The sequence below is a fragment of the Knoellia flava TL1 genome, from assembly GCF_000768675.1.
Taxonomy (GTDB): domain Bacteria; phylum Actinomycetota; class Actinomycetes; order Actinomycetales; family Dermatophilaceae; genus Knoellia; species Knoellia flava.
Genome location: NZ_AVPI01000056.1, coordinates 31458 through 48941, shown reverse-complemented (window position 1 = coordinate 48941; position 17484 = coordinate 31458). Strand labels below are relative to the sequence as shown.

The following is a 17484-nucleotide window of genomic DNA, read 5'->3' as shown; positions in this document are numbered from 1 at the left end:
GGGACCCGTGTCGTGACCGTCGGCGCAGGTCGGTCGGCCTAGTGTCGGCGCGCAGCAGGCCGTGGCGTCACGGCCGGCCATTGACAAAGGAGTCAACGCCATGTCCCGTTCCCGCACCTCCGCCGCTTTCCTGGCGCTCCCCCTGGGGCTGACCGCGCTCCTCGCCGCGTGCGCCGTCGAGGAGCCCTCGAGCTCCGACCCGTCGAGCAGCAGCAGCTCCGACTCCGGGTCGATCAAGGGCACCGGCGAGGTCGTCGTCGCGTGCACGCCGCAGGAGGAGCAGTGCCAGGCGATGGCCGCGGCCTTCACCAAGGCGTCCGGCATCAAGACCTCGTTCGTCCGCATGAGCTCGGGCGAGGGCGTCGCCCGACTCGACGCCGCGAAGAGCAAGCCCGAGTTCGACGTCCTCTACGGCGGACCGTCCGACGGACACGTCGCGGCCTTCAACGCCGGCCTCATCGAGGCCTACAAGAGCCCGAACGCCGAGAAGATCCCGGCGAAGTACAAGGACGCGGACGGCAAGTGGACCGGCACCTACGTCGGCGTCCTCGGCTTCTGCTCCAACAAGGACCAGCTCGCCAAGACCGGTGCCAGCGCTCCGAAGTCGTGGCAGGAGCTGCTCGACCCCAAGCTCAAGAAGCAGGTCGCCATCGCCCACCCGTCGACGTCGGGCACGTCCTACACCGCCGTGTGGACGCAGATGGTGCTCAACGGCATGGACGAGGCCAAGACCTTCGACTACCTCGGCAAGCTCCACCAGAACGTCCTGCAGTACTCCAAGAGCGGATCCGCTCCGGGCCAGATGGCCGGCCGCGGCGAGGTCGCCGTTGGCGTGATCTTCAGCCACGACTGCGTGAAGTACCAGAAGGAGGGCTTCGACATGCTCGAGGTCACCTTCCCGAGCGAGGGCACCGGCTACGAGATCGGTGCCGTGTCGATGGTCAAGGGCGGCCCCAACGCCGAGAACGCGAAGAAGTTCATCGACTGGACCCTCACGGCCGAGCACCAGGACATCGGCCCGACGGTCGGCAGCTTCCAGATCCCGACCAACCCCGACGCCAAGATCACCGAGGACATGGTCAAGCTCGACGAGATCACCCTCGTCGAGTACGACTCGGTCGCTGCCGGTGAGAAGAAGAAGGCCCTCACCGCGAAGTTCGACGCCGAGGTCGCGCCCGCTCCCAAGGAGTGACGGCCTCACCATGACCGCCACGCTGCTGCCCGCGGCCGCGGACCCGGTCGGGGTGGGCGCGAGCCCGCCCCGACCCCGCCGCCGCCGCTCCGGGCGGGACCTCACCCTCGTCACCCTCGTGACGGTGGTCTCGGTCCTCCTCTTCGTCATCGTCGGGCTCCCCCTGCTGCGCATCCTCACGGTGGCGTTCTCCCCGGAGGGGTGGGAGATCGTCAGCTCGATGCTCACCAACCCGGTCAACCGACGGATCCTGTGGAACACCGTCCAGCTCGGCGTCGTCGTGGCCCTCCTCGGCACGTTCGTCGGGTTCGTCATGGCCTACGCCCAGGTGCGGCTGAAGTTCCGGGGCAAGAAGGTCCTGCACCTCATCTCGCTCATGCCGATCGTCTCGCCGCCGTTCGCCGTCGCCACGGCCGCGATCACCATGTTCGGGCGCAACGGGATCGTGAGCAACAAGCTCTTCGGGCTCGAGATCGACATCTACGGGCTCAAGGGCCTCGTCTTCGTCCTCACCCTGTCGTTCTTCCCCGTGGCCTACATGAACCTCAAGGGGATGCTCGAGAGCCTCGACCCCAGCCTCGACGAGGCCGCGGCCAACCTCGGCGCGAGCAAGCTCAAGATCTTCACGTCGGTGACGCTGCCCATGCTCGTGCCCGGTATCGCGGGCTCGTTCCTCCTGCTCTTCGTCGAGTCGATCGCCGACCTCGCCAACCCGCTCGTGCTCGGCGGCGACTACACCGTCCTCGCCTCGCGGGCCTACCTGGCGGTGACGGGTGAGTACAACGTCGCCGGCGGCGCGGCATACTCGCTCGTCCTCCTCGTCCCGGCGCTCAGCGTCTTCCTCGTCCAGCGCTACTGGGTGAGTCGCAAGAACGTCGTCACGGTGACCGGGAAGCCTTCGGGCACACCGGAGCTCATCACTGCACCGGCGCTGCGCGTGCCGATCCTGTCGCTCGCCGTGCTCGTTGCCGGGCTCGTCGTCCTCATGTATGCGACGGTCATCTTCGGTGGGTTCGTCAAGATCTTCGGTGTCAACAACGACTTCACGCTCGCTCACTACCGGTTCGTCCTCGCCGGCATCGGCTCGGACGCGATGTTCACGACGACGATCCTCGCGCTCATCGCGACCCCCATCGCCGGTCTTCTCGGCATGCTCATCGCCTGGCTCGTCGTGAGCAAGCTCAAGCGCACGTCGGGTCTCATGGACTTCGTCGGCATGCTCGGGCTCTCGGTTCCGGGCACCGTCATCGGCATCGGCTATGCCATCGCCTTCAACACCCCGACGATCTTCGCCGGAAGGCAGTGGTTCCCCGCGGTGGCCGGCGGGTCCGCGATCCTCGGCGGCGCCATGGCGATCGTCATGGTCTTCGTCGCGCGCTCCCTGCCCTCGGGACAGCGCGCCGGCATCTCCGCGCTCCAGCAGATCAACCCGGCCATCGACGAGGCGTCGACCAGCCTGGGCGCGAGCAGCTTCACGACGTTCCGCAAGGTCACGCTGCCGCTCATCCGGCCCGCTCTCCTGTCGGGCCTCACCTATGCCTTCGCCCGGTCGATGACGACCCTCTCACCGATCGTCTTCATCACGACGCCGCAGACCAAGATCATGACGAGCCAGATCCTCGCCGAGGTCGACGCCGGTCGCTTCGGCAACGCGTTCGCCTACTGCGCGATCCTCATCGTCATCGTGCTCGGCTTCATCGGGCTGCTCAACCTCGCGATGCTCCACCCCTCGATCCGCGGCATCCAACGCCGATGACCGCCACCTCGGAGAGTGCCATGACACACGACACCACCCTTGCCGACGACAGCCTCGGGACCGCGCCGGACAGCCTGGCGACATCCACCCCCGGACGCGTCAGCCTGCGCGGCCTGCGCAAGGTCTACGGCGAGGACAAGAACGCCACCCCGGCGGTGCGCGACGTCGACCTCGACATCGAGCCCGGCGAGTTCATCACCCTGCTCGGCCCGTCGGGGTGCGGCAAGACGACAACCCTACGGATGATCGCCGGGTTCGAGACGCCCACTGCGGGCGAGATCCGCCTCGACGACGAGCTGCTCAACAAGGTCGCCCCCAACAAGCGGCCGATGGCGATGGTCTTCCAGTCCTACGCCCTCTTCCCGCACCTCACCGTCTTCGACAACGTGGCCTACGGCCTCAAGCTCAAGAAGATGCCGTCTGCGCGCGTCGCCGAGGAGGTCGAGACCGCCCTGACGTCGATGAACCTCGGGCCCTACCGCGACCGGGCACCGCACCAGATGTCGGGTGGCCAGCAGCAGCGCGTGGCCCTCGCCCGTGCCCTCGTCATGCGGCCCAAGGTGCTGCTCTTCGACGAGCCGCTGTCGAACCTCGATGCCAAGCTGCGGGTGCAGATGCGGGGAGAGATCCGCCGGCTGCAGCGCCGCCTGGGGATCACCGCGGTCTTCGTCACCCACGACCAGGACGAGGCGATGACGATGTCGGACCGCATCGTCGTCATGAACGTCGGCGTCATCGAACAGGTCGACACGCCTCAGGAGATCTACCGGCATCCGGCGACGGTCTTCGTCGCCGACTTCATCGGTCGCGCCAACTTCCTCGATGTCGACGTGCACGCCGTCGAGGACGGCCGCGCAGAGGTCGGCGTGCTGGGCAAGCGGTGGACCGTGCCCAAGCACCCCGGGGTCGACGTCGACGAGCCGGTGACCCTGCTCGTCCGTCCGGAGTCGGTGCGCCTCTCCCCCACCGACTCCCGCTCGGTCGGCGGCTCCGTCGGCCGGGTGCTGTCGTCGATGTTCTACGGCGAGTCGATCGAGTACGACATCGAGACCGAGGCGGGCAACCTCGTCGTCTCGGTCGCCGACCCGCACGCGCACGAGACCTTCGGTGCCGGCGACTTCCTCGACGTCGGCTTCGAGGAGGGGCGCGCCTGGCTCATGCCGGTCGGTGGCGAGACGCAGTGACATCCGGCCTGGTGGGCACCGACGAGTCGATCCGCCTCCGCGAGGTGGCGGAACACGTCGCGGCCGAGGCGACGGCATACCTCATGTCCGCCTTCCGGAAGCCGATGGCGGTCGAGCACAAGGGCGGTCCGCACGACCTCGTCACCGAGCACGACCTCGCGTCGGAGCGGATCCTGCGGAATGGGCTGCTCGCCGCCGAGCCGGGCAGCGCGTTCGTCGGCGAGGAGGGGGGCCGCAGCGGGGCCGGCCGCGTCACGTGGCACGTCGACCCGATCGACGGCACGGTGAACTTCAGCCACGGACTCGCCCACTGGTGCGTCTCGATCGGCGCGGCCGTCGACGGGGAGGTCGTCGCCGGCGTCGTCGCCGCCCCCGCCCTCGGGGAGGTGTATGCCGCGGACCTCACCGGGGTGACCGTCAACGGCACCCCCGCCGGTCCCCGACGACTCGACCGGGAGCTCGACAGCCTCGTCATCGGCACGTTCCCCCGCGGCGTCGACCTCGAGGCGAACGGCGACGACGCTCTCGTCGAGAGCGGCCGCCTCGTTCGCGCCTACGGCGCCGTGCGCACGCTCGGCAGTGGCGCGCTCGGCCTGGCCCACGTCGCCACCGGCCGCGCCGACGCGACCTTCGACCTCCACACCAACTCGTGGGACGTCGCAGCGGGCGCGCTCATGGTGCGGCTCGGCGGTGGTCGCTACCTCGGCTGCGACGACGGAGTCGTCGACGAGGACCCGCGCACGTCGTGGCTGCGACGCGCCTACTGGGCAACGGCCTCGGACGTCGAGCACCCGACGCTCGCCGCGACGGTCACGCGGTTGACGCGGGCTCAGGCATCGGCGAGGACCGCGGCCTCGCGCACGTCCTAGGAGTCCGCCAGCCGCGCGGGGAAGCCGCCGGTCGCCACCGGACCCCAGCGGGTCGGAGTGACTCGGAGCAGCGACTTGCCCTGCTCGCGCATCGCCTGCCTGTACTCGTCCCAGTCGGGGTGCTCCCCGGAGATGCAGCGGTAGTAGTCGACGAGGGCGTCGACCGCCTCCGGCATGTCGAGAACCTCGCAGTCCCCGTCGACCTGCACCCAGGCGCCACCGAAGTCGTCGGAGAGCACGAGGACGGTCACCCGCGGGTCGCGGCGGGCGTTGGCGGTCTTGGCGCGCTCGGGGTAGGTCGAGATGACGATCCGTCCCTGCTCGTCGACTCCCCCGGTGACCGGCGACGCCTGCGGCCGTCCGTCCCGTCGGGTCGTCATGAGCACCATGTGGTGCCGAGACCGGACGAAGTCGAGCAGCTCGTCGAGGTCGACCCGGTCGTTCGTCGCGATGGTGCGTGCCATGCGTCCACTCTGGCACGCTGCCCGACCCGCGTGCGGGCCTCAGCAGCCGGCCTGGGTATAGCGGCAGAGCTGGGGGGCGACGTGCTCCAGCGCGGGTCGGAGCTGTGCGATGTCCGAGGCCACCGCCTCGTCCGTGAGCTCCGCCTTGCTGGCGTACTGCCCGAAGGTCACGCCCGCGCCGACCCGGGCGAACACCGTCACACCCAGCCCGGTCCAGCGAGGCGTGCCGTCGTAGGACTGGCGTGGGGCCGAAGCGATCGACAGACCCTCACCCCAGGGACCGTCGACGCGGTCGACGACAACCTTGGTGTCGCCCGAGGACTCGTCGGTGCACCCACGAGCGATCCGGCGCACATCTGCCAAGTAGGCCACGGCCTCCGCGGACGACGAGAAGACGACGAGACCTTCGCTCATGTTGGCGCCCGCCACGAAGTCGGCCCTGATGACCCTCATCTCGGTCGTCCCCCGCGGCGCGGGGAAGACCCTCGCATCGCCGACGCACAGCGAGATCTCGAGCTCGCCGGGACTCCAGCCTGCACGACCGTCGTGGAGCAGCCGCACGGGAGCCGGCGCAGACGTCCGGGAGGGCGTGGACGTGGGCTCGGCGCTCGCACTGGTGGGACCCGACGTGGATGAGGCTGTCGACGACGGGTCCGGTGACACCGTCGTCGTCACAGTGGGCGTGCCAGTCGGGGCCACCGTCGGGGTGGGCTGCGCGCTCGTCGGCGTCGGGCTGGGCGACGCCGGGAGGGCGTCGTCCGGACCGAGCTGGTCCCCGACCGCCACGACCCCGACGCCGATGACGGCGACAGCCGCGGCGGTGGCGAGCGCGGTCAGCCAGCGACGGCGCAGCTGCCGAGACCTGCCCTGCCCAATGATGTGGTCGGCCAGCCCGGGCGCGGCCGGCGACGGCTCGACGCTCCGCAGGCGGGCCCGGAGCTCGTCCTCGCTGATGGGGCTCATGACAACCTTCCTTCTCCCACGCGCTGCGACCCGAGGCGCGCGAGCGCCCGGGAACACGTGGACTTCACGGTGCCGACGGAGATGTCCAGCTCGTCGGCGACCTGGCGCTCGGTCAGGTCGAGGTAGTAGCGCATGACGACGATCGACCGCTCCCTCGCGGTCAGACCGGCGAGCTCGAAGACGATGTCGTCACGGTGGTCGACGGTGGCGTAGGCCCGCGCCGCGGACGCACTCGCCCTGTCGTCGGCCAGGTCACCCGGGACGGCCTCGAGGTGGCGTCGGCGCCACCGGTCGGTGTTGAGGTTGACGAGGATCCGGCGCGTGTACGAGTACGCGCCCTCCGGCCTCACCTTCCCCCAGTTGACGTACGTCCTGATGAGCGCCTCCTGCACGAGGTCCTCGGCGCTGCTCCGGTTGCCCGTGAGCAGCACCGCCACTCGCGACAGCCGTGGCTGCGCCCCCTCGACGAAGGCCGTGAACTCGGCGTCCGCATCGAGCGACCGGGCCATCAGCAACCGGCCCGGGTGTAGCGGCACAGCTGCGGAGCGACGTGGTCGAGCGCCGGCCGAAGCTCGGCGACGCCGCGGGCGTTCACCGTCTCGCCGAGAATGCCGTGGCTCCCGCGCTGCGCGTAGGTGACTGCCCGACCGACGCGGGCCAGGACGACCGTGGTCTCCCCCATGGGCGCGCTCGGCGACTGGGACGGTGCTGGTGCGGAGCCGTACGAGATCGCGACACCCTCGCCCCACGCGCCATCGAGGCGCTGCTGGCGCCCCTGCCACGGTGAGCCGTCACCCGCGGCGCACTCGGTCACCGAGATCCGGGCCACCTCGACGAACCGCACCGCCTGCTCGGCGGTCGCGAACACCACCAGGCCCTCGGACCAGCGCTCCATGTCGACCAGTGCCGTCACCGCCCGGTGCTCCTGGGCACCGGTCAGTGGCACGTCCTGCCAGCACACGGTCACCCTCACCGCGGTCGGCCGCCACGGGGTGTTCTCCTCGATCCCCGGCTCGGGCGGAGCCCCGTCATGGAGCAGCCTCACCGCGGACGGAGCGGGTGGCGCCGTGGCGGTCGGGGCCGCCGTCGCGGCGGGGGACGCCACGGTGGTGCGCCCGGTCGTGCCCCCGGCAGCCGTGGACGTGGTCGAAGCAGCCGCCGGCGAGGCCGAGGCGCCGCTGTCCGGCGTGGCCGAGAGGTCAGTCGACCCCGCACCGCTGCATGCCGTCGTCGAGAGCGCCGCGACGGCCAGGACCGTCGTCACCGTCATCCGTCGCAGTCGCGTTCCTGCTGTCCCCATGATGTGCTTCCCCTCCGTCGTGTCCCGCTGACACCCATCCCTACGAGAAGGGCCCCGGATCGGTTGAGTGTCGCCGAGAACCTCTTCGCCGCGCCGCAGACAGGCCGAAGGCCCGGCTCCCCGCGAGGGGGAACCGGGCCTTCGAACGTTGCGTCACGGCATACGCGCGTATGCCGGTCGGCTCAGTTGCCGGTGAGCTTCTCGCGCAGCGCGGCGAGGGCCTCGTCGGAGGCGAGGGTGCCCTCGTTGGCCGGAGCGGCCGGGCGGGCGTCGCCCTCGTCGTCGGAGGACGACGAGGAGGAGTCGCTGCTGTAGGAGGTGGCGGTGTCGCCACCCGCGGCGGCCTCGGCGTCGGCCTTGGCGGCCTCCTCGACCTGCGTGCGGTGGGCCTCCCAGCGGGCGTGGGCCTCGGCGTACTGCTTCTCCCAGGTCTCACGCTGCTTCTCGTAGCCCTCGAGCCACTCGTTGGTCTCGGCGTCGAAGCCCTCGGGGTACTTGTAGTTGCCCTGCTCGTCGTACTCGGCAGCCATGCCGTAGAGGGTCGGGTCGAACTCGGTGAGCCCGGCGCCGTCCTCGTTGGCCTGCTTGAGCGAGAGCGAGATGCGGCGACGCTCGAGGTCGATGTCGATGACCTTGACGAAGATGTCGGCGCCGACGGTGACGACCTGCTCCGGCAGCTCCACGTGGCGCTCGGCCAGCTCGGAGATGTGGACGAGGCCCTCGATGCCGTCCTCGACGCGCACGAACGCACCGAACGGGACGAGCTTGGTGACCTTGCCGGGGACGACCTGGCCGATGGCGTGGGTCCGGGCGAAGTGCTGCCACGGGTCCTCCTGCGTCGCCTTGAGCGACAGGGAGACACGCTCGCGGTCCATGTCGACGTCGAGCACCTCGACGGTGACCTCGTCGCCGACCTCGACGACCTCGGACGGGTGGTCGATGTGCTTCCAGGACAGCTCCGAGACGTGGACGAGACCGTCGACGCCGCCGAGGTCCACGAACGCACCGAAGTTGACGATGGAGGACACGACGCCCGAGCGGACCTGGCCCTTCTGGAGCTCCTTGAGGAACGTCGTGCGCACCTCGGACTGCGTCTGCTCGAGCCACGCACGGCGCGACAGGACCACGTTGTTGCGGTTCTTGTCGAGCTCGATGATCTTGGCCTCGATCTCCTTGCCGACGTAGGGCTGGAGGTCGCGGACGCGGCGCATCTCGACGAGGGACGCGGGAAGGAAGCCACGCAGGCCGATGTCGAGGATGAGACCACCCTTGACGACCTCGATGACGGTGCCGGTGACGACGCCGTCCTCCTCCTTGACCTTCTCGATCGTGCCCCAGGCGCGCTCGTACTGAGCCCGCTTCTTGGAGAGGATCAGGCGGCCTTCCTTGTCCTCCTTCTGGAGGACGAGGGCCTCGACCTCGTCGCCGACGGCGACGACCTCGTTGGGGTCGATGTCGTGCTTGATGGACAGCTCACGCGAGGGGATGACGCCCTCGGTCTTGTAGCCGATGTCGAGCAGAACCTCGTCGCGGTCGACCTTGACGATGCGGCCTTCGACGATGTCGCCGTCGTTGAAGTGCTTGATCGTCGCGTCGATGGCGGCGAGAAGGTCTTCCTCAGAGCCGATGTCGTTGATGGCGATCTGAGGGGCGGTCTTGTCGACCGTGCTGGCAGTCATGTAGTAGGAACTCCGATGTGGACAGTGGATTCGATGGGGTGGAACTGGGTATTCGTCGCGCCTTCGGGCCCCGGAGGGCATGCGAGAACGCACACGAATGCTCGTCCAGCCTACCGACCCTGTCTGTGCACGGTCAAAGCGGGGTATGCCGGTGAGCGAGGACGTCGGGCGGCGCACCGCCGGGACCGGCGAGACGCAGGCAGCCAACCGGGCCTGGTGGGACGGCGAGGCGACCGACTACTACGCCGAGCACGGCGCCTTCCTCGGCGACGACGACCTCGTCTGGGGTCCCGAGGGCTGGACCGAGGAGGACCTCCGGCTGCTCGGCGCCGGGCCCGGCCAGCGGATCCTCGAGATCGGGGCCGGAGCCGGTCAGGGGGCGCGGTGGCTGCGGCGCACGTCCGACGTCTCCGTCGTCGCCACCGACCTGTCGATCGGCATGCTCCGGGTGGGCGCGGAGGTGAGCGCCCGCACCGGCGTCGCTCCCCCGCTGCTGCAGTGCGACGCCCTCGCCCTCCCCTTCGGTGACGCGGTCTTCGACACGGTCTTCACGGCATACGGGGTCGTGCCGTTCGTCGCGGACAGCGCGGCCGTCATGGCCGAGGTGGCACGGGTCCTGCGCCCCGGCGGGCGGTTCGTCTTCTCGACAACGCACCCGGTCCGGTGGGCCTTCCCCGACGACCCCACGCAGGCGGGGCTCGTCGCGCGGCTCAGCTACTTCGACCGGACGCCCTACGTCGAGTCCGACGGGTCGGGGCGCGCGACCTACGTCGAGCACCACCGGACGATGGGCGACAGGGTCCGCGAGGTGGTCGCCGCGGGGATGGTGCTCGAGGACGTCGTCGAGCCCGAGTGGCCGGCAGACAACACGGAGACGTGGGGCGGCTGGTCGCCGACCCGCGGCGCGGTCCTGCCGGGCACGGCGATCTTCGTCTGCCGCCGCCCCGCCTGACCCCGCACGGTGCGGGAGGCCCCGCGGACCGTCTCGGTCCGCGGGGCCTCCAGCGTGCGTCGTCCGGGTCTGCGACCTCGGCGTCCGCCTACTTGCGCAGGTCGACGCGGCGCCGGGTCTCGGCGTCGTCGCCCTGGTCGCCGAAGACATCGAGATCGTCGCGACCGGCGTAGGCGGGAGTGCCGCCGTCGCCGTCACGGCGGGTGCGCAGGTCGCCACCTTCGGCGCCGCGGGCGCCGTTCCAGAGGAAGAACCCGACGGCGGCGGCGATGAGGCCGAGGATGCCCGCGATGAGCGGGAGCTTCTCGACGAGGCCGAGCTTGCTGTCGTTGGCCTTGGCGTCCTCGATGTTGGCCTTGATGGTCTCCTCGGTGAAGCCGAAGTCGAGGTCGAGGACCGTCGTGCCGCTCTCGAGGACGCGCTTCTGCTGCTCGGTCTGCTTCTGGATGGCGCCGGTGCGCGGGTCGATCCACATCGTCTTGAGCGACGAGTAGGTGCCCTGGATGCCGTTGGAGATCTCGGCCGGCTCGTCGACGACGTCGACGACGAACTTGTAGGTGTTCCAGCCGTTGACCTTCTCCTCGCCCTCGAAGTTCGCCTCGACGGCGCGCTTGAGCAGGCCGTCCCAGAACGGGTAGGTCTTCTTCTCCACCCCGAACGGGAACTTGTTGACGAGGCCTTCGTGCGGCGTGGCGTCGCCGATGTACTTCTCGTCGTTCACTGACAGACCGGTCTTGCGGTCCGTCGCGAAGCGGTCGGTCGAGGCGGTGACGAGGCGCTTGTCCGGGTCGGTGTCGTCGACGCAGTCGGGCGAGTTCCCGTCCTCGTTGGTGATGAGGCAGGTGAAGGTGTCGAAGACGACGACGTCGCCGTCGGACTTGGCGCCGTCGGCGACCGTGTGGCTCAGGGCCTTGACCGGCGCGCCCTCACCGGAGGGCAGCGCGGAGGCCTGACCCGTGAGACGCGTGTAGGAGTCCGTGTCGAGCGGGGTCTTCTTCACCTGGCCGGGCACGTAGACCAGCGCCAGCAGCGCCGTGGTGAGGAGGAAGCCGGCAAGGCCCATCAGCACCAGACCGATGATTCTGCGCATCAGTGGGACACCTTTGTCTCAAGTGTGGGGAGCATGTTCGGGGGGACACTACCAGTCGGTACGCACTTCCACCGGCACGTCGGGTGTGACGCGTCACTCGCCTACGCTTCGCTCTCATGAGCACCGGCGCGCCTGCCTCAGCGCACGTGCCCGCGCGCCTCGAGGTGCTGCCCGCACTCGACGGCCTGCGCGGGGTCGCGGCAGCTCTCGTCGTGCTCACGCACGCGTCCTTCCTCACCGGTGTCGGCACCACGGGTGGGCTCGTCGGGCACCTGCTCGCACGCGGCGACTTCGGGGTCTCGATCTTCTTCGCGCTCTCGGGGTTCCTCCTCCACCGGGGACTGGCCCACCACCTCGAGCACACCGGACGCGTGGACGCGCTCGGTTACGCGGCGCGACGCTTCGCCCGCGTCGTCCCCGCCTACTGGCTCGCCCTCGCCGCCGTCGTCGTCGCCACCCGGCCGGACGTCGGGGACACCGTGCTCCACGCCCTCGGGCTGCACATCTACGTCCCCGACGCGGTCATCGCGTCGTTCGGCCAGTCGTGGAGCATCGCGACCGAGATCAGCTTCTATGCCGTGCTGCCCCTCGCCGTCGTCCTCCTCGAGCGCCTGCGCCGTGGCCGACCCTCCCAGCCGCTCACCGTCCTCGTCGCGGCGCTGGTCGTCACCTCGCTGCTCCCGCTCCTCACCGGCCCCGCCGAGTTCGGCGAGGACCTGCTCCTCGAGCGCTGGCTCCCGTGGCGGGCCCCGCACTTCCTCCTCGGGATGGTGTGCGCGGAGGCTCTGCGCGTGCCGGGACACCCCGTTGCCAGGGGGCTCACGCGGCTCGCCCGCGACCCGGTCGGCTGCCTCGCCGTCGCGGCCGCCGCCTACCTCGCCTCGACGACGCCCTTGGCCGGATCGCTCACCCTCGACCCGGCGCACGGCGTCGCACTGCTCCTGCGGACCGGGCTCGCCACCGTCGTCGCGGCCGGGCTCCTCGTGCCGCTCACCCTCGGCCCACCGTCCGGCCTCTCGCGGATGCTCTCCCGTCCCACCGCACGGTGGCTCGGCGTGGTGAGCTACGGCGTCTTCCTCTGGCACCTCCCGGTCCTCACGGCCGTGTATGCCGTGACGGGGGCCGAGTTCTTCCGCGGCGGTCTCCTGCCCCTCCTGGCCGTGGGCCTGCCGGTCAGCCTCCTGCTCGGGTTCCTCAGCCACCAGCTCGTCGAGGTGCCCGGTTCACGCCTCACGTCGCGGCTGCTCGCCCACCGGCGCCAGCGCCGCGAGCGCGACGAGCGCGACGAGCACGACCCGCAGCGCCCCCTCGAGGAGCGGCGGACCCAGGCTCCCGGGTGACACTGCCGCCTGGGCGGTGCCGCAGGCGAGGACCCCGGCTCCGACGGTGACGGACGCGGCTCGCCTGCGCTGCGCCCGACGGTGACCCCGGCGACCGAGGACGATCGCCGCCATCGCTCCCGCGAGCGCGGCACTCGCACCCGCCGGTCCGGCCACGACCGCCCCCACGAGGACCGCGGCGACGCCGACCACGGCGAAGCCGCTCGGCCGTGCGCTGGGCAGCAGCGGGCGACGCGACTCGTCGGACGGGACCGCGATCGTGGCGACCTGTCCCGTCCGGCGCAGGCCGACGAGGGCCGTGGCGACGAGCCCAGCCGCCAGCACGAGCCCGAGCAGCAGCAGCGCCCGGTAGGCGCCGTCGGGTCCGAAGGAGACCGTCAGCTCCCCCGACGCACCGGACGGCACGACGAAGCCCTGCCGCCGACCGTCGACGACCTGGGGTCGCAGCTCGGTTCCCCCGAGCCGTGCGGCCCACCCCGCGTTCGCGTTCTGGTCGAGGACGAGGAGCCGCGCCACGTCGGAGGCAGCGACCTCCGCGGTCCAGCCCGAGCCGGACGGCGACGTCGGGACGGACGTCGGTACGGCGGCGCTGGGTGCGGCGGAGGTGCCCGACCGGAGGACCGCCGACCGAGGTGTCATCCCCTGCCAGGCCCCCACCTCGACCTCGTGCCGTTCGCCACCGTCGAACCGCACGGGCCGGCACGCGCGCCACGTCCCGGAGCCGAGACCGAAGAGCTCGTCGCGGGTGAGCGAGGCGCGGGTCGGCACCTCGGTCCCGTCGACGACGAGGCGGGGACCGGACCCGCAGGCGGCCTCGACGACGTCACGTGGCGCGCGGAACGTCGTGCCCGCGAGGTCGACGGCCTCGAGCTCGAGGGCCGCGTTGGGCAGCGCGTCCTCGTCGGTGGTCGGGACACGCACGAAGGTGAGCCGGAGCGAGGTGCCCGTCGTCGGCGGGATCTCGACGACGCCCCCGCGCTGGACGCGACGGGTGACCTCCTTGCCGCCGATGTCGAGCACGACGGCGGGGGCGGCCCGCTCGGCCCAGTCGCGTCGCGCCTGGAGGCGGACCGTCGACACGGTCACCGGCCGGTCGAACTCCAGTCGCACCTCGGGGGTCTCGTCGTCGAAGGCGGGGCTCCAGGCGGTGCGGTCGTCGCCGTCGACGAGGGCGTCGGGCCGTGCCTGCGGCGCGTCGGTGCGCACGCTGCTCGTCGTGACGACGACACCCGGTGAGGACGTGAGGGCCGGCGCCGCGTCCGGCCCACGCGGGGCCAGCGTGCCCGAGACGTCCCACTCCCCCGGGCGCTCCCCGGGGACGGAGCGGACGAGGGCGCCTGTCTGCTCGGGATCGGCCGACTGACCGGAGAGGCAGACGAACTCCTGGCCCGTGCTCGTGCAGCCGTCCCGTCCCGGCAGGCCCGACCCGAGGACGACGGCCGACGAGCCGCTCGACGTACCCGCGCCCTCCGGGGGGTCCGGCAGGTCCACGACCTCGCGCGGCATGACACCCGGGACGGCCAGCTCGGCGAGGCCGGTGACGACCCGCCCGGGTGCGTCCTCCTCGGTCTCGAGGATCTCGACGCGGACACGGGAGTGCGGCCCGTCCGGCAGGGCCACCCGCTGCGGGCCGTCGCCCAGGGTGGCGACGACGTGGGCTTCATCGGCGCTGACGCGCACCTTCGTCGGCCGGCGGACACTGTCACCGAGGCTGCTCACGGGCCCGAGCCCGGTGAGCACGACGTGGTCGAAGGACACCGGCTCGGGCAGGTCGACGGTGAGCGTCGGGCGCTCGTCCCACATGGCCGCCCACCCGGTGGCCGGGTTCCCGTCGAGCGCGGCGAACGGGCGGCGTGCGGGACGGAGGCCGGCGAACCCGAGGTCCTCGGCGATCGACGACGAGGCCCGGACGTCGGCGATGCCGGTGTAGGTCACCGACGACTGCAGCGACCGGTCCGTCCACGGCAGGTAGTCGGGGACGTCACGCCCCCGGGCCGCGGTCAGCGTGGGGGTGAGGTCCTGGCCGCGGGGTGCCCCGAACCACCGCTCCCGCAGTCGCAGCCCGTCGGTGTCGACGCGGCTCGCCGGAGCCGGGGCGCCGGTGCTGCGGTCGCCGTCGAAGAGGACGGGACCGGTGAGAAGCCCGGCATCGGCCAGCCGGACGAGGTCCTCGCTGCCACCCGAGGCGGCCACCGTGTCGGACGCGTCCCAGAGCTCGAGCGGGGCGGAGGCCTGCGTCGGCAGGTCGTAGACCTCGACCGGGAAGACCCGCTCACCGGTGGCGTCGAGGAAGGTCGGCCCGAAGCCCTTGGCGAGCGTCACCCCGGCCGTGGTGCGGACCGACGAGCGGGCGAAGGTGACCGGCGGCTGGCCGGACTCGTTCGTCGCGAGGTCGTTGCGGACGACGAGGTGCTTCACCCCGGCCCGTCCCAGGACCTCGACGCCGCCCTCGAGCGGCCGACCGGTCTGGAGCCGCCGCTCGACCTCGTCGAGGAGGCGGATCGTCCCCGCAGGTGCGAGCGGCACGGCGTCGCGGACGGCATACGCGGCATCGGTGAGCGGACGGATGGGTTCGTCGATCGTCCGCCCCCACTGGTACTCGCCGAAGTTCGCGGCGGGGACGACGAGCGCCTGGCCCTCGCCACGGTGCGCGTCGAGCCAGCGACCCGTGTCGACCCAGTGCTGCGGCATCCGCTCGAAGGTGCCCCGGACGGCGATGGCGCCGGTGAAGGCCGGCGCCGCGGCCCCGACGACGGTGACGACCGCCGCGCCGAGCGCGAGCTGCCGGTGCCAGCCGGCGCGGGGTCGCCAGTCGGTGAGGAGGCCGAGGACGTGGGTCAGCCCCACCACCAGCGGAAGCCGCACGAGGAGGTCGACCTTGTGGATGTTGCGCAGCGGCGCGAGCGGGCCGTCGAGCGCTGACTGGGCAGCACCGACGAGTGGGGAGGCGAGCGGGCCCGAGTGCGCCACCGTGAGCAGCAGCCCGCCGAGCACGAGGCTGGTCCACAGCCACCTGCGCTCGGGCACGTGTGCAAGCGCGAGACCGGCGAGGCCGACCGCCGCCACGGCGGAGGTGAGGACGATGAGGCTCCGGCTCGTCACGAGCTCGTGACCCGCGGGCCACCACGCACCCCCGGGCGTGAGGACATGACCCAGCCAGTGCGTCGTGCCGCGGACGACGTCGAGCATCCCGACCGGGCGCATCACCGCCCGCGCGTCCTCGATCCAGTCGAGGAACGGGGGCGAGTAGCGCGACATGACGAGCAGCGGCCCGAGCCACCACGCCGTCGCGGCGACGACCGCGACGGCCCACGACCACGTGAGCCGAGAGGTCCACCACCGTCGTCGGGTGACGAGCCAGAGGCCGGCGGGCACGAGCGCGCACAGCGTCGCCGTGGCGTTGACGCCGCCGCAGCACAGGGCGGCCACCCCACTCAGCGACGCGGCCCGCACCGGCGACAGGCGGCCCCGGGACGCGGCGACGAGCGGCCAGAGCACGAGGGGCGCGAGCAGCTGTGGCTGGATCTCCGCGCTGAGCCCGGCGACCGACGACACCACACGGGGCGCGAGGACGTAGGCCAGCGCACCGACGATGCGGGTGCGCGGCGTCCCGACACCGAGGGCGCGGAGCAGCCCGAGCGCGCCGACGAAGCCGGCGGTGAGCAGCACCGTCCACCAGAGCCGCTGGACGACCCAGACGGGCGCCACCTCGGACCCGAGGGCGAAGAAGGGCCCCATGGGGAAGAGGTAGCCGTAGCCCTGGTTCGACAGGCCACCCCACGTGACCTGTGGGTCCCAGAGGTGCAGCGACCGCGCGAGGAAGCCCCACGGGTCGACGTAGAGGTCGTTCTTCGTGTCCTCGGCGATGCGGCCGGGGGTCACCGACCACGCCACGGCCCAGACGACGAGCAGGCCCGCTGCGGTGGCGGGGTCAGGGAGGCGGCGCCACCTCACGTGCGCCGGAGCACGAGCATGAGGTTCCAGCTGAGCACCTCACGCAGCCCGGGGACCATGAGCAGCGGGTCGGCCCAGTCGGGGTGGTAGCGCGGTGCGGCCTCGACGAGGTGCGCGCCGGTCTGCCGCCGGGCCCAGTTGAGGCCCCCTGCGACGGTGGCTGCGTGCATCGTCTCGCCGAAGCGGTTCTTGGGCGGGCGTCCGTGGACGCGTTCGTAGCGACGCCGCGCGAAGTCACCGCCGAGCAGGTGCCACGGCGAGGTCTCGTGGCCGCCCCACGGCGAGGCCCACGCGGTGTAGGAGATGAAGACGAGGCCGCCGGGGCGGGTGACGCGGAGCATCTCGTCGGCGAGGATGCCCGGCTGCGTCACGTGCTCCATGACGTTGTTGGACATGACGATGTCGGCGAACCCGTCGGGGAAGGGCAGGTTCTCGCCGCGCCCGACGACGGCGCCGTTGCCGGGGCCCGGGTTGAGCGACTCGCGCTCGAGGTCGACCGCGACGTAGCGGGCACCGCGCTCGACGAAGCGGCGGCCGAACTGCTCCTGCCCCGCCCCCACGTCGAGCACCGTCCGGCCCTCGAGCGGCTCGTGACGGGTGATGAGGGTGATGGTGTCGTCGGCGACGTCGGTGTAGAACCGTTCTGGGTCCGTCTGCTCCACGAGGAACGAGCGGAAGAGGTTCACCGACCTGGCTACTGTCCGGTACCTTTTGGTCGGCGCGCGTCGCATGACGGGAATC

Annotated in this window: 14 protein-coding genes; 6 read left to right on the top strand and 8 right to left on the bottom strand. The window is 71.5% G+C overall.

Going from position 1 to position 17484, the window contains the following annotated elements:
• Positions 1 to 100: 100 nt before the first annotated feature.
• From N798_RS14290 to N798_RS14275, 4 genes are read left to right on the top strand one after another with little or no spacing between them, the layout of a single operon-like run.
• Positions 101 to 1192: an ABC transporter substrate-binding protein gene (locus N798_RS14290; RefSeq protein WP_035949617.1), complete on the top strand. Its 1092-nt coding sequence runs from the start codon at positions 101 to 103 to the stop codon at positions 1190 to 1192.
• Positions 1193 to 1202: 10 nt separating this feature from the next.
• Positions 1203 to 2948, top strand: coding sequence for an ABC transporter permease (locus tag N798_RS14285; RefSeq protein WP_052117382.1), 1746 nt, complete (start codon positions 1203 to 1205; stop codon positions 2946 to 2948).
• A 20-nt stretch (positions 2949 to 2968) separates the two neighbouring features.
• Positions 2969 to 4132, top strand: coding sequence for an ABC transporter ATP-binding protein (locus tag N798_RS14280; RefSeq protein WP_052117381.1), 1164 nt, complete (start codon positions 2969 to 2971; stop codon positions 4130 to 4132).
• Positions 4129 to 5001, top strand: coding sequence for an inositol monophosphatase family protein (locus N798_RS14275; RefSeq protein WP_052117380.1), 873 nt, complete (start codon positions 4129 to 4131; stop codon positions 4999 to 5001). Before N798_RS14280 ends, N798_RS14275 begins: the two co-directional genes overlap by 4 nt.
• On the opposite strand, the gene N798_RS14270 is transcribed toward N798_RS14275, so the two are convergent.
• From N798_RS14270 to rpsA, 5 genes are all read right to left on the bottom strand, one after another.
• Positions 4998 to 5465, bottom strand: coding sequence for a PPOX class F420-dependent oxidoreductase (locus N798_RS14270; protein WP_035949615.1), 468 nt, complete (start codon positions 5463 to 5465; stop codon positions 4998 to 5000). The two genes, N798_RS14275 and N798_RS14270, sit on opposite strands and share 4 nt — an antisense overlap.
• A gap of 39 nt (positions 5466 to 5504) precedes the next feature.
• On the bottom strand, positions 5505 to 6428 hold the full coding sequence (locus N798_RS17550) for a hypothetical protein (protein WP_052117379.1): 924 nt from the start codon (positions 6426 to 6428) through the stop codon (positions 5505 to 5507).
• Positions 6425 to 6937: a SigE family RNA polymerase sigma factor gene (locus N798_RS14260; RefSeq protein WP_035949613.1), complete on the bottom strand. Its 513-nt coding sequence runs from the start codon at positions 6935 to 6937 to the stop codon at positions 6425 to 6427. Before N798_RS14260 ends, N798_RS17550 begins: the two co-directional genes overlap by 4 nt.
• The gene (locus N798_RS18200) at positions 6937 to 7698 is read right to left on the bottom strand and encodes a hypothetical protein (RefSeq protein WP_156971753.1); all 762 of its coding nucleotides are present in this window, start codon (positions 7696 to 7698) and stop codon (positions 6937 to 6939) included. The genes N798_RS14260 and N798_RS18200 overlap by 1 nt, the downstream gene beginning before the upstream one ends.
• Positions 7699 to 7910: 212 nt before the next feature.
• Positions 7911 to 9407, bottom strand: coding sequence for a 30S ribosomal protein S1 (rpsA, locus tag N798_RS14245; RefSeq protein ID WP_035949606.1), 1497 nt, complete (start codon positions 9405 to 9407; stop codon positions 7911 to 7913).
• A 145-nt stretch (positions 9408 to 9552) separates the two neighbouring features.
• Here rpsA and N798_RS14240 point away from each other — a divergent pair, with 145 nt between their 5' ends.
• Positions 9553 to 10359 carry a class I SAM-dependent methyltransferase gene (locus N798_RS14240; RefSeq protein WP_035949605.1) on the top strand — a complete coding sequence of 269 codons (807 nt, stop codon included), beginning with the start codon at positions 9553 to 9555 and terminating at the stop codon, positions 10357 to 10359.
• An 88-nt stretch (positions 10360 to 10447) separates the two neighbouring features.
• On the opposite strand, the gene N798_RS14235 is transcribed toward N798_RS14240, so the two are convergent.
• On the bottom strand, positions 10448 to 11449 hold the full coding sequence (locus N798_RS14235; protein WP_035949603.1) for a PorA family protein: 1002 nt from the start codon (positions 11447 to 11449) through the stop codon (positions 10448 to 10450).
• A gap of 116 nt (positions 11450 to 11565) precedes the next feature.
• On the opposite strand from N798_RS14235, the gene N798_RS17885 reads away from it, so the two are divergent.
• Positions 11566 to 12789 (top strand): acyltransferase family protein, encoded by a 1224-nt coding sequence (locus N798_RS17885; protein ID WP_084100745.1) that lies wholly within the window; start codon positions 11566 to 11568, stop codon positions 12787 to 12789.
• Here the strand turns inward: N798_RS17885 and N798_RS14230 are convergent.
• Positions 12673 to 16743, bottom strand: a complete 4071-nt coding sequence (locus N798_RS14230; RefSeq protein ID WP_035949601.1) for an alpha-(1->3)-arabinofuranosyltransferase domain-containing protein — start codon at positions 16741 to 16743, stop codon at positions 12673 to 12675. The genes N798_RS17885 and N798_RS14230 overlap by 117 nt on opposite strands.
• Positions 16740 to 17429, bottom strand: a complete 690-nt coding sequence (locus N798_RS14225; RefSeq protein WP_229708273.1) for a class I SAM-dependent methyltransferase — start codon at positions 17427 to 17429, stop codon at positions 16740 to 16742. The genes N798_RS14230 and N798_RS14225 overlap by 4 nt, the downstream gene beginning before the upstream one ends.
• Positions 17430 to 17484 lie beyond the last annotated feature (55 nt).

What these genes read in the sequence shown, in the direction of transcription:
- N798_RS14280 (WP_052117381.1), top strand. Translation starts at nt 2,969, where the DNA reads ATGACACACGACACCACCCTTGCCGACGACAGCCTCGGGACCGCGCCG.
- N798_RS14285 (WP_052117382.1), top strand. Translation starts at nt 1,203, where the DNA reads ATGACCGCCACGCTGCTGCCCGCGGCCGCGGACCCGGTCGGGGTGGGC.
- N798_RS18200 (WP_156971753.1), bottom strand. Translation starts at nt 7,698, where the DNA reads ATGACGGTGACGACGGTCCTGGCCGTCGCGGCGCTCTCGACGACGGCA.
- rpsA (WP_035949606.1), bottom strand. Translation starts at nt 9,407, where the DNA reads ATGACTGCCAGCACGGTCGACAAGACCGCCCCTCAGATCGCCATCAAC.
- N798_RS14290 (WP_035949617.1), top strand. Translation starts at nt 101, where the DNA reads ATGTCCCGTTCCCGCACCTCCGCCGCTTTCCTGGCGCTCCCCCTGGGG.
- N798_RS17885 (WP_084100745.1), top strand. Translation starts at nt 11,566, where the DNA reads ATGAGCACCGGCGCGCCTGCCTCAGCGCACGTGCCCGCGCGCCTCGAG.
- N798_RS17550 (WP_052117379.1), bottom strand. Translation starts at nt 6,428, where the DNA reads ATGAGCCCCATCAGCGAGGACGAGCTCCGGGCCCGCCTGCGGAGCGTC.
- N798_RS14240 (WP_035949605.1), top strand. Translation starts at nt 9,553, where the DNA reads ATGCCGGTGAGCGAGGACGTCGGGCGGCGCACCGCCGGGACCGGCGAG.
- N798_RS14270 (WP_035949615.1), bottom strand. Translation starts at nt 5,465, where the DNA reads ATGGCACGCACCATCGCGACGAACGACCGGGTCGACCTCGACGAGCTG.
- N798_RS14260 (WP_035949613.1), bottom strand. Translation starts at nt 6,937, where the DNA reads ATGGCCCGGTCGCTCGATGCGGACGCCGAGTTCACGGCCTTCGTCGAG.
- N798_RS14235 (WP_035949603.1), bottom strand. Translation starts at nt 11,449, where the DNA reads ATGCGCAGAATCATCGGTCTGGTGCTGATGGGCCTTGCCGGCTTCCTC.